Below are 12765 nucleotides of genomic sequence, written 5' to 3' on the forward strand. Positions count from 1 at the left end.
TCATTACAAAATAATAAGCTACTAAAGATGTTTAAAATAACTATCGCCTTATAATTTTTGATATTTTTCAAGAAAATATACAACTTCTGCATTTCGAAATAAAAAACGTCTGAACTTTCTATTCAGACGTTTTTATATTATGTGGTGTTGTATTTAAATTATTCAGTAACGGCCCCGGTTGTCATATTTGTCAACATAGCCTTAGCCACTTCGTTATTACTAGACTTACGCTGCTCATCTACAATCAAATCATCACGAACTGCAGCAATACGACGGATTTGAGAAATTGTACCACCCGTACCTGCTGGAATAAGACGACCGACAATAACGTTCTCTTTAAGTCCTTGCAAAGTATCAATTTTACCAGAAACTGCTGCTTCAGTAAGAACACGTGTTGTTTCCTGAAACGATGCCGCCGAAATGAAAGAAGGTGTTTGAAGAGAAGCTTTTGTAATTCCAAGAAGAATGGGATTACCAGATGCAGGTTTCTTCCCTTCTGCAATCAAATTATCATTGATTTCATCAAGTTCAATACGATCAACATTATCACCTGGAATATAACCAGAATCTCCAGATTCAGTAATTTCAACTTTTTGCAACATTTGACGAACAATCACTTCAATGTGCTTATCATTAATAAGAACTCCCTGCAGACGATAAACCTCCTGAATCTCATTAACAAGATAAGATGCCAAAGCTTCAACCCCCTTAATCGCCAAGATGTCATGAGGTGCTGGATTACCATCAAGGATATAATCTCCCTTTTCAATTTGATCGCCTTCTTGGAAGTGGAACAACTTACCTTTTGGAATCAAGTATTCTACTGCCTCAAGAGTTTCATCATTTGGTTCAATAATGATACGACGTTTATTCTTATAACCACGGCCAAATCGAATTGTACCACTAACTTCAGCAATAATCGCATGATCCTTTGGACGACGCGCTTCAAAAAGCTCAGCCACACGAGGAAGACCACCCGTAATATCTTTCGTCTTGGCACTTTCCATTGGCAAACGAGCAATAACATCACCAGCCTTAACATGAGCACCAAGCTCAACAGAAAGAATAGTTTCCACTGACATCATATAACGGGCTTCACCTCCCTTATACAATTTAGCAATGGATTCACCTTCTTTATCCGTGTGAATAATAATAGCTGGTTTAAGATCCGCACCACGTGGATTAGCGCGCCAATCAATCACCAAACGCTTCGTAATACCCGTAGATTCATCAGCTGTTTCAGTGACAGATAAACCATCAATCATATCTTCAAAACCCACATAGCCTTCAACTTCCGTTAAAATTGGACGTGTATAAGGATCCCATTCTGCTATACGTTGGCCACGTTTAACCACATCACCATCATCAACAAAAATATGAGCACCATAGCTAACACGATGTACAACGCGCTCTTTTCCTAACTCATCCTTGATAAGGATAGCCATATTACGCCCCATAACAACCAAATGGCCTTCAGAGTTACGAACTACATTACGATTACGAATCTCCACCTTACCTTCATAAGATGCCTCTAAATACGATGAATCAACAACCTGCGCAGTTCCTCCTAAGTGAAAAGTACGCATAGTAAGCTGTGTTCCCGGCTCACCAATGGATTGAGCAGCAATAACACCAACCGCTTCTCCCTGATTAACAGGTGTTCCACGCGCCAAATCACGACCATAGCATTTTGCACAAACACCAAGACGTGTTTCACATGTTAATGCAGAACGAATTTGAACAGATTGAATCCCAGCTGCTTCAATCTTCGCGACATCAGCTTCCTCAATCATTGCTCCACCTTCAAGGATAACCTCTCCAGAGACAGGATGTAGAATATCAACAAGCGCTGTACGACCAAGAATTCTTTGCCCAAGGGAGGCAACAATTTGTCCTGCATCAACAATCGGCTGCATGGTAAGCCCTTTTGCGGTACCACAATCAACTGCTGAAATAATAGCATCCTGTGCAACATCAACAAGACGCCGTGTTAAATAACCAGAGTTCGCCGTCTTTAACGCAGTATCAGCAAGTCCTTTACGTGCACCATGCGTGGAATTGAAGTATTCATTAACAGTTAGACCTTCTTTAAAATTTGAAATAATGGGTGTTTCAATAATTTCACCCGATGGTTTTGCCATTAATCCACGCATACCGGCCAATTGTCTCATCTGGTTAGCAGAACCACGAGCACCAGAGTGCGACATCATATAGATAGAATTCATCGGCCGTTGACGACCTGTTTTAGGATCAAAATCCACAGCTTGAATACGTTTCATCATTTCATCTGCGACGCGATCTGTACATTTACCCCAAGCATCTACAACCTTATTGTATTTTTCACCTTGTGTAATCAAACCATCATTATATTGCTGTTCGTACTCCTTAGCCAAAGCTTCTGTTTCTGCGACTAAACGCGACTTACTATCAGGAATAACCATATCGTCCTTACCGAATGAAATTCCTGCACGACAAGCATAAGAAAAGCCAAGCTGCATAATACGGTCACAAAAAATAACCGTCTCTTTTTGTCCACAGTGCCGATAAACATGATCAATCATTTTAGAAATGTTCTTTTTCGTCATCTCTTGATTGACAATATCAAATGAGATATCCGCACTTTTTGGCAAAAGCTCACCGATAATCAAACGACCAGGTGTCGTATCATAAAGTTTAGAGACTTCTTTTCCATCCTTCCCCATATTCTTAACACGGCCTTTAATCTTCGTATGAAGCGTTATAACCTTATTTTCCAAGGCATAATGAAGCTCACCTATATCAGAAAAGGCCATTCCTTCACCTGGTTCTTTTTCAGAAACAATTGAAAGATAATAAAGACCAAGAACCATATCCTGTGAGGGAACAATAATGGGAGCACCATTGGCCGGATGAAGAATATTATTGGTGGACATCATCAAAACACGGGCTTCAAGTTGTGCTTCAAGAGAAAGCGGAACATGAACCGCCATCTGATCACCATCAAAATCCGCATTAAAAGCAGTACACACCAATGGATGTAGCTGTATAGCTTTTCCCTCAATCAAGATAGGCTCAAAAGCTTGAATTCCCAAACGGTGCAATGTTGGTGCACGATTGAGCAAAACAGGGTGTTCACGAATAACCTCATCCAAGATATCCCAAACTTCTGGATGTTCTTTTTCAACAAGCTTCTTTGCCTGCTTTACCGTTGATGAATAGCCTTTTGCATCAAGCCGCGCATAAATAAAAGGCTTAAATAATTCAAGAGCCATTTTTTTGGGAAGACCACATTGATGTAATTTTAATTCAGGACCCGTCACGATAACAGAACGCCCCGAGTAATCAACACGCTTCCCAAGTAAGTTCTGACGAAAACGCCCTTGCTTGCCCTTCAACATATCTGATAAAGACTTAAGAGGACGTTTATTGGCTCCAGTAATCACACGCCCACGCCGTCCATTATCAAACAATGCATCAACAGCTTCTTGTACCATACGCTTTTCATTGCGTACGATAATTCCAGGAGCTCGCAATTCAATCAGCCGCTTCAAGCGGTTATTACGATTAATAACACGCCGATAAAGATCATTCAGATCTGATGTCGCAAAACGCCCACCATCAAGCGGAACCAATGGACGCAAATCCGGTGGAATAACCGGAATTGTTTTCATAATCATCCACTCTGGCTTATTTCCAGATTCAAGAAAATTTTCAACGATTTTAAGTCGTTTAATCAATTTTTTCTGCTTTAACTCTGAAGTTGTTTCAGCTAATTCAAGACGCAAATCATTAGCGATTTTATCTAACTCCATACTAGCTAAAAGCTCGTAAATAGCTTCAGCGCCAATCATAGCTGTAAACTGATCTTCTCCAAATTCATCAATAGCAAGCATATATTCTTCTTCAGAAAGAAGCTGATGGAGCTTAAGAGATGTTAACCCTGGTTCGGTTACAATATAATTCTCAAAATAAAGAACCCGTTCAATATCTTTTAAAGTTAAATCTAAAAGTGTAGAAATACGGCCTGGTAATGATTTAAGAAACCATATATGCGCAACGGGTGCCGCAAGTTCAATATGCCCCATACGCTCACGACGTACGCGCGAAAGAGTAACCTCTACACCACATTTTTCACAAATAATGCCCTTATACTTCATGCGTTTATATTTGCCACATAGACATTCATAGTCCTTAATAGGGCCAAATATACGTGCACAAAAAAGACCATCACGTTCTGGTTTAAAAGTCCGATAATTAATAGTCTCAGGCTTCTTAATCTCACCATACGACCAGGACAAAATTTTCTCAGGACTCGCAATAGAAATACGAATAGAGTCAAATGTCTGCGCTGGCGCTTGAGGATTGAAAAGATTCATGACCTCGTGGTTCATGCTGTTCTCCTTCAAAGATTCTTAGAACCTGTTGTAATATCTCATTTATTTTATAACAGATCTTCTTTAAAATACATTTACTTTTAAAAATGACCTGTATAGCCTTAATAAGGTTATTGAGCCTCTTAAAGTAATAAGAGCGCAGCCCTTTTCTAGTGCGCTCCTTGAATTATTATTCTGCCGTATCAGACAATGCCCGCTGTGCAATAAGTTCACGCGCATCATCAAGCTCCACATTAAGAGCAAGTGAGCGCATTTCTTTTACCAACACATTAAAGCTTTCGGGTATACCTGCCTCAAATGTATCATCACCACGCACAATTGCCTCATAGACTTTTGTTCGACCAGCCACATCATCTGATTTTACTGTTAGCATCTCCTGCAAAGTGTATGCAGCACCATAAGCTTCAAGCGCCCATACCTCCATTTCACCAAAACGCTGACCACCAAATTGTGCCTTACCTCCTAATGGCTGCTGCGTAACAAGTGAATAGGGACCAATAGAACGCGCATGAATCTTATCATCAACAAGGTGATGCAATTTCAACATGTAAATATATCCCACCGTTACTGGACGATCAAAAGGCTCCCCAGTACGACCATCATAAAGCGTAACCTGCCCTGAACTATCTAAGCCTGCGTCTTCCAGCATCATGTTAATATCAGACTCATGTGCTCCATCAAAAACAGGCGTTGCAATTGAAACCCCTTTCTTCATCTGCAATGCCAATTTGTAAAGGCTTTCATTATCATACTGACGAACTGGTTCATTATGATTATCATCAGGCATAAGATTTTCAATACGCTGACGCAACGGCAATATATCCCCAGTCTCTTGATATAACTCTAACAAAGCACCAATCTTCTTGCCCATCCCCGCACATGCCCAACCAAGATGCGTTTCAAGAATTTGTCCAACATTCATACGACTAGGCACACCCAGCGGATTCAAGACGATATCAGCATGGGTCCCATCTTCAAGAAATGGCATATCCTCTACGGGAAGAATACGTGAAACAACACCCTTATTCCCGTGACGTCCCGCCATCTTGTCACCTGGTTGGATTTTGCGCTTCACAGCCACAAAAACTTTCACCATTTTCATGACACCAGGAGGCATTTCATCACCTCTTTGGACCTTTTCAACCTTATCCATAAAGCGACGTTGTAATGCTTCTTTTGATTCATCATATTGCTTGCGCAAAGCTTCAATTTCATTTTGAAGCTTTTCATCCTCAACAGCAAATTGCCACCACTGGGATCGCGGATAATGCCCCATTACTGTACTATCAAGCTTTTTACTACCCGAAAAGCCTTTCGGACCTTCTACAGCAACTTTACCTGTCAACATATCGGTGAGGCGCGCATAAACATTGCGATCAAGAATAGACTGTTCATCATCACGGTCTTTTGCTAAACGCTCAATTTCTTCACGCTCAATTGCCATCGCACGTTCATCTTTTTCCACGCCATGGCGATTAAAAACGCGAACTTCAACAACAGTACCAAAAGTCCCAGGAGGCATACGCATAGAAGTATCACGAACATCGGATGCCTTTTCCCCAAAAATTGCACGCAGAAGCTTTTCTTCCGGCGTCATGGGACTTTCACCTTTCGGGGTAATCTTTCCAACTAAAATATCACCTGGTTGAACTTCAGCACCAATATAAATAATGCCAGCTTCATCAAGATTTCTTAACGCTTCTTCCGCAACATTAGGAATGTCGCGCGTAATTTCCTCAGGTCCAAGTTTTGTATCGCGTGCCGCAACTTCAAATTCCTCGATATGAATTGAAGTAAACACATCATCAGCAACAATGCGCTCGGATAACAAAATAGAATCTTCATAATTGTATCCATTCCAAGGCATAAAGGCTACGAGAACATTCCGCCCAAGAGCCAAATCACCAAGATCCGTGGATGGACCATCTGCAATGATATCACCTTTCTCTACCCTATCACCGACATGTACAAGAGGACGCTGATTAATACAAGTGGACTGATTAGAACGCTGAAATTTCTGTAAGCGGTAAATATCAACGCCTGATTTTGAAGGATCTAAATCTTCTGTTGCACGGATAACAATACGGGTAGCATCGACTTGATCAACAACACCACTACGTTTTGCACTCACAGCAGCTCCTGAATCGCGCGCAACAATAGATTCCATTCCCGTCCCAACAAATGGCGCTTCAGCGCGTACAAGAGGAACTGCTTGACGCTGCATGTTCGATCCCATAAGCGCACGATTCGCATCATCATTTTCCAAAAAAGGAATAAGCGCTGCTGCAACTGAAACCAACTGTTTTGGTGAAACATCCATCAAATCAACATGATCACGCGGCGCCATTAAAACTTCACCAGCATGACGGCAAACAACAAACTCTTCTATAAAACGACCTTCGTTATCTAATGAAGAATTAGCCTGAGCGACATAATGCTTTGCTTCTTCCATCGCTGAAAGATAAATAACTTCTTTTGTGACTTTTCCATCAATAATTTTTCGATATGGGCTTTCAATAAAGCCATATTTGTTAACTCGCGCAAATGTTGCTAAGGAGTTAATCAGACCAATATTGGGGCCTTCTGGTGTTTCAATCGGACAAATACGACCATAATGCGTAGGATGTACGTCACGGACTTCAAAACCCGCACGTTCACGAGTCAAACCACCTGGACCAAGAGCAGAAAGACGGCGCTTATGGGTAATTTCTGACAATGGATTGGTTTGATCCATAAACTGCGACAATTGTGAAGACCCAAAAAATTCACGGACTGCTGCTGCCGCAGGCTTTGCATTGATCAAATCCTGTGGCATAACTGTATCAATTTCAACCGATGACATACGCTCTTTTATCGCACGTTCCATACGAAGAAGACCAATGCGATATTGATTTTCCATCAACTCCCCGACGGAACGAACGCGACGGTTGCCAAGATTATCAATATCATCAATTTCACCACGTCCATCACGCAATTCAACCAACATCTTAACAACAGCAAGAATATCCTCTTGGCGTAAAATGCGAACTGTGTCTGGACAATCAAGATCCATACGTAAATTCATCTTAACACGCCCGACAGCTGAAAGATCATAACGCTCTGGATCAAAAAACAATGAATGGAACATTGCTTCTGCTGTATCGATTGTTGGAGGTTCACCTGGACGCATCACCCGGTAAATATCAAATAACGCATCCTGCCGACTTTCATTTTTATCCACCTTCAAAGTATTGCGGATGTAAGCGCCAATATTCATGTGATCAATATCAAGAATATTGACTTGATCAGCACTAACATCGAGCAGAACTTTTAATACTTTTTCGTCAATTTCATCACCAGCTTCAAGGTAGATTTCACCTGTTTCGTAATTGACGATATCTTCAGCTAGATAACAACCTAATAAATCATCTTCACTAACTTTAACCGCTTTAAGTCCTTTTTCTACCAAAGACTTCGCAGTACGAACTGTTAATTTTTTACCAGCCTCCGCAACGACTTCACCACTATCTGCATCTATAAGGTCAGAAATGAGCTTCATTCCTTTAAAGCGATCCACAGAATAAGGAACTCGCCATCCTTCTCCATCACGCTCATAAGTCACTTTATCATAAAACGTCGATAAAATATCCGACGCATCCATACCTAATGCCATCAAAAGACTAGTAACAGGAATCTTGCGCCGTCGATCAATACGCGCATAAATGATGTCCTTAGCATCAAACTCAATATCAAGCCAAGAACCACGATACGGAATAACACGAGCAGCAAAAAGAAGCTTTCCTGATGAATGGGACTTTCCTTTATCATGGTCAAAAAAGACACCAGGAGAACGATGCATCTGAGAAACAATAACACGCTCCGTACCATTAACAATAAAGGTACCATTCGTCGTCATTAAAGGCATATCGCCCATATAAACGCCTTGCTCTTTAATGTCTTTGATATCTTTGGAGCCAGTATCCTCATCAACATCAAAAACAATCAAACGCAATATGACCTTTAATGGGGCAGCATAAGTTAAATCACGTTGACGGCACTCTTCAACATCAAATTTTGGTAAATCAAATTCATAACCTACAAACTCAAGCATAGCTGTACCGGAAAAATCTGAAATAGGAAAAACCGATTTAAAAACAGCTTGCAAACCTTCATCTGGTCGCCCACCTTTCGGTTCCTCAACCATGAGAAATTGATCGTATGAGGCTTTTTGAACCTCAATAAGATTCGGCATTTCTGCTACTTCAGGAATCTTACCAAAAAATTTCCGTACGCGCTTACGACCATTGAATTGAGACATCATTGCGTGAGTCTGAGCCATCGTCGCTCCTTGATCTTTACTCTTCAAGGTAGACCAACCTTGAAAGCCTTATACCATTAACCTGCATATGCAGACCAGTTCACTTGACACTCAATAATGAGCATCATTAACTTTCCCTACCAACATAAGCCATTTATCTCTTTGACTCTATGATGAAGGGGTAAGTAATCCAAACCTATCCCATTCCTGTTACGAAACCATTGGGAAAAGTTTTTTACTCATTATTTTCCCTCTTTGTATTAAGAGAAAGAAAATCGGCGAACATAAATGCCCGCCGATAAAATTAAATTTACTTAAGTTCCACCTTAGCACCGGCAGCTTCAAGTTGAGATTTAATTTTTTCTGCTTCTTCTTTAGAAGCAGCCTCTTTAATAGGCTTAGGTGCACCTTCAACCAGATCTTTAGCTTCTTTAAGACCAAGTCCAGTAAGAGCACGAACTTCCTTAATAACATTAATTTTTTGTGCGCCACCTTCAACAAGAATAACATCAAATTCTGTTTTTTCTTCAGCAGCTGGAGCAGCAGCACCAGCAACAGCAGCGACAGCTACAGGAGCAGCAGCCGAAACTCCCCACTTTTCTTCAAGTAACTTAGAAAGCTCAGCGGCTTCCAAAAGGGTTAGATTAGAAAGGTCTTCTACGATCTTCTCTAGATCAGCCATTTTTAAATTCCTTCAATTAAAAGATTTGAACCATTATTAAATCTTATTCAAAAAAACAGAAAAGCATTAAAGCTCTTCCATAAACGTGAATACAAACAGCCTTAAGCCGCCTTATCCTCCTGAGCATATGCTCCAATGACACGTGCAACCTGACCAGCAGGGGCATTAACAACCTGTGCAATACGGGTCGCAGGGGTAGAAATCATACCCACAAGTTTTGCACGCAACTCGTTTAATGAAGGCAATGAAGCCAATGACTTCACAGCATCTACAGTTAAACTTGTTGCACCCATTGAACCGCCAAGTATGACAAATTTGTCATTGCTTTTCGCAAAATCAACAGCAACTTTCGGTGCTGTGATTGGATCTTCTGAATAAGCAATAAGTGTTTGTCCAGTAAACAAACCCACTATCGATTCAGATTCCGTGCCCTGAAGAGCGATTTTAGCAAGACGGTTTTTGGCGACCTTAACGGCACCGCCAGCTTCACCCATTTTCGAACGCAGATCATTCATCTGTGAAACTGTCAGACCGGAATAATGTGCAACAACAACAGAACCAGACTTCCGAAAAGCCTCGTTAAGCCATGTAACAAATTCGCGTTTTTCCGCTCTATTCACTGTCTCTCTCCATTTAACAGATTTGCTTAAAACAAACCTGTTGGTTACCTTTGATAACATAAAATACTTCATGTCACCGATGAGGATCCTGTCCCCTTTTTCACGCACAGCGTTCAAAGGCAACCTTGGCTCAAACCCTTTAAGTCTTTTAACTCTCAGTTTTTACCCCAGTCTCATGCAGGTTTTTTTGATTAAGATACTTAAAAGCATCACCTACAATCTCGGACAGGATATTCCGGAATTTCTCCCGGTACAACCTAAGCCCTATAAAGCTTAGATAGCGAGCTGATCAAAATCAGCATTTTAAATACAATTTTGATATTCCCATACCCCAAAACAAAATTATAAATCAGCTTATACTAGCTCTGAACGAACCGTTGCTGGATCAACTTTAACACCAATTCCCATAGTCGACGAAACAGCAACGCGCTTAATATACTCACCTTTTGCACCTTGCGGTTTGGCTTTAATAACTGCACTTGCAAAGGCTTTTATATTTTCTACGATTTTTTCAACACCAAAAGAAGCCTTACCAATACCAGCATGCACAATACCAGCTTTTTCTACACGAAACTCAACAGCACCACCTTTAGAAGCTTTGACAGCACCGGCGACATCAAGTGTTACAGTACCAACTTTCGGATTCGGCATCAAACTCCGTGGACCAAGAATCTTACCAAGACGACCAACAAGAGGCATCATGTCTGGCGTTGCAATACAACGATCAAAATCTATAGTCCCTCTATTAACGCTTTCAAATAAATCTTCGGCACCCACAATATCAGCTCCTGCCGCCTTAGCTTCCTCAGCCTTATCCCCACGAGCAAAAACGGCAACACGAATATTTCTCCCTGTTCCATTAGGCAAATGAGCAACGCCTCGAACCATTTGATCAGCATGACGAGGATCAACACCCAAGTTCATTGAAATTTCGATTGTTTCATCAAACTTAGCAACGGCACGCTCCTTAACCATTGAAACGGCATCTTTTAAAGCGTAGAGTTCATTAAAATCAATATCTTTTCGGATATTTTTTATTCTTTTTGCTACTTTTGCCATAATATTAGCCCACCACTTCCAAGCCCATCGAGCGAGCAGAACCTTCAACCATACGCATTGCTGCCTCAATGTCATTCGCATTAAGATCTTTCATCTTTGATTCCGCAATCGAACGAATTTTATCGCGAGAAATGCTTCCTACAGACACTTTACCAGGCTCTTTTGAGCCAGATTTCAGGTTTGCTTCCTTCTTTAAAAAGAATGATACAGGAGGCGTCTTGAGAGAAAAGGTGAAAGACTTATCTTGGTAATACGTAATAACAACTGGAATCGGTGCCCCCTTTTCCATTTCTTGTGTCGCTGCATTAAACGCCTTACAAAATTCCATGATATTAATACCACGCTGCCCAAGAGCTGGACCAATTGGTGGAGATGGAGTAGCAGCTCCTGCAGGGACCTGCAACTTAAGCTGACCTATACTTTTTTTTGCCATAACAATCTGCCTTTAATTTCACTGGTATACTGACAATTCATCTTGCCCGTTACCCGATTGCAGTCACGTGGTTCGGATCATTAAGCCGACAAAAGCTATAAATCACCTCCCACTCCTTCCTTAAAGTAATTAAAACTACTCTAAGTTTAATCAGAGTTTTTCAACCTGACCAAATTCCAAATCAACAGGCGTAGGACGCCCAAAAATAAGCACTTCAACCTTAAGACGAGAGCGCTCTTCTTCAACCTCTTGAACAATTCCATTAAACGAAACAAAAGGACCATCAGCAACGCGAACTTGCTCTCCAACCTCAAACAATACAGAGGACTTTGGAGACTCAACCCTTTCCTGAACTTGTTTGAGAATTTGTTCAACCTCTCGATCAGAAATAGGAACAGGACGCGCATCCGACCCTAAAAAACCTGTCACTTTAGGCGTATTCTTAATAAGATGATAAACTTCATCTGTTAACTCAGCACGAACAAGAACATAACCAGGAAAAAATTTTCGCTCAGTATCAACTTTGCGTCCACGACGAACCTCTACAACACGCTCTGTTGGAACAAAAATCTTTTCAAAAAGATGATCAAGTCCCTTTTGCTTTGCCTCCTTATCAATAGCTTCCGCTACTTTCTTTTCAAAATTTGAATATGCCTGAACAATATACCAACGAGCTGCCACAGTCACACTTCCTTACATTCTCAACTAAAAAGATATTTCAGAAGATCAATAACCCGCCAAACACCAAAATGCATAACCTGATCCACAATAAAAAAGAAAGCTGAAGCCAATGCAGTTACCAACAAAACCATAATAGTAGAAATAACCGTCTCACGACGTGTAGGCCATTTCACTTTAATTGTTTCTGCATAAACCTGCTTCAAAAAGGTAATCGGATTGGTTTTAGATGCCATCGTCACACTATACTCTCTCTAGTCCTATTGTGTTTTATAGAACAAAATAAACAGGAAAAAATGCAAAAGCCAACTTTCAGACTTATGCAATTTCCTTACTTTCTATTCAATACCGTTTCACACACAAAAAAACAAGCCCCATATCAAAAAAAGCGAAAAAGGCAGCAAAATCCACTCCCTTATATGTAAAATCCCTCTTTGGCAGGGGCAGCAGGACTTGAACCCGCGACCTGCGGTTTTGGAGACCGCCGCTCTACCAACTGAGCTATACCCCTAACTCTCAAAACTAAAACACTTTTAACACCCCTTTAACAAGCATTATTTATTCAATGATCTTAGAGACGATACCGGCACCAACAGTACGACCACCTTCACGAATAGCAAAAC

General features: G+C 40.9%; 8 protein-coding genes, 1 tRNA gene and 1 pseudogene. All 10 read right to left on the reverse strand.

Annotated elements, in window-relative coordinates; all coding sequences use genetic code 11:
* Positions 1–158: 158 nt before the first annotated feature.
* Positions 159–4370 carry a DNA-directed RNA polymerase subunit beta' gene (rpoC, locus tag ACFINL_RS06925; protein WP_375612114.1) on the reverse strand — a complete coding sequence of 1404 codons (4212 nt, stop codon included), beginning with the start codon at positions 4368–4370 and terminating at the stop codon, positions 159–161.
* A gap of 172 nt (positions 4371–4542) precedes the next feature.
* Positions 4543–8691 carry a DNA-directed RNA polymerase subunit beta gene (gene rpoB / locus ACFINL_RS06930; protein ID WP_375612113.1) on the reverse strand — a complete coding sequence of 1383 codons (4149 nt, stop codon included), beginning with the start codon at positions 8689–8691 and terminating at the stop codon, positions 4543–4545.
* A gap of 289 nt (positions 8692–8980) precedes the next feature.
* Complete coding sequence (gene rplL, locus ACFINL_RS06935; RefSeq protein WP_273790654.1) at positions 8981–9352, reverse strand: 50S ribosomal protein L7/L12; 372 nt, start codon at positions 9350–9352, stop codon at positions 8981–8983.
* Positions 9353–9453: 101 nt separating this feature from the next.
* Positions 9454–9972, reverse strand: coding sequence for a 50S ribosomal protein L10 (gene rplJ / locus ACFINL_RS06940; RefSeq protein ID WP_012755027.1), 519 nt, complete (start codon positions 9970–9972; stop codon positions 9454–9456).
* A gap of 354 nt (positions 9973–10326) precedes the next feature.
* A complete protein-coding gene (gene rplA, locus ACFINL_RS06945) occupies positions 10327–11031 on the reverse strand; it encodes a 50S ribosomal protein L1 (RefSeq protein ID WP_375613460.1) in 705 nt (234 codons plus the stop codon).
* Between the two features lie 4 nt (positions 11032–11035).
* Positions 11036–11464, reverse strand: coding sequence for a 50S ribosomal protein L11 (gene rplK, locus ACFINL_RS06950; protein WP_273723157.1), 429 nt, complete (start codon positions 11462–11464; stop codon positions 11036–11038).
* A gap of 150 nt (positions 11465–11614) precedes the next feature.
* Positions 11615–12145 (reverse strand): transcription termination/antitermination protein NusG, encoded by a 531-nt coding sequence (gene nusG, locus ACFINL_RS06955; protein WP_273790740.1) that lies wholly within the window; start codon positions 12143–12145, stop codon positions 11615–11617.
* Positions 12146–12165: 20 nt separating this feature from the next.
* Entirely contained in the window at positions 12166–12378 is a 213-nt protein-coding gene (secE, locus tag ACFINL_RS06960) for a preprotein translocase subunit SecE (protein ID WP_273790652.1), read from the reverse strand.
* 199 nt (positions 12379–12577) lie between these two features.
* A tRNA-Trp gene (locus tag ACFINL_RS06965) sits at positions 12578–12653 on the reverse strand.
* A gap of 47 nt (positions 12654–12700) precedes the next feature.
* Positions 12701–12765, reverse strand: a pseudogene (locus tag ACFINL_RS06970) (elongation factor Tu); the annotation flags it as partial.

The organism is Bartonella sp. AA78NXGY, assembly GCF_042197005.1.
In the GTDB taxonomy this organism is placed as follows: Bacteria; Pseudomonadota; Alphaproteobacteria; order Rhizobiales; family Rhizobiaceae; genus Bartonella.

Excerpts from the sequence above, each read along its gene's own strand:
- rpoC (WP_375612114.1), bottom strand. The coding sequence starts at position 4,370 with ATGAACCACGAGGTCATGAATCTTTTCAATCCTCAAGCGCCAGCGCAG.
- rpoB (WP_375612113.1), bottom strand. The coding sequence starts at position 8,691 with ATGGCTCAGACTCACGCAATGATGTCTCAATTCAATGGTCGTAAGCGC.
- rplL (WP_273790654.1), bottom strand. The coding sequence starts at position 9,352 with ATGGCTGATCTAGAGAAGATCGTAGAAGACCTTTCTAATCTAACCCTT.
- rplA (WP_375613460.1), bottom strand. The coding sequence starts at position 11,031 with ATGGCAAAAGTAGCAAAAAGAATAAAAAATATCCGAAAAGATATTGAT.
- rplK (WP_273723157.1), bottom strand. The coding sequence starts at position 11,464 with ATGGCAAAAAAAAGTATAGGTCAGCTTAAGTTGCAGGTCCCTGCAGGA.
- secE (WP_273790652.1), bottom strand. The coding sequence starts at position 12,378 with ATGGCATCTAAAACCAATCCGATTACCTTTTTGAAGCAGGTTTATGCA.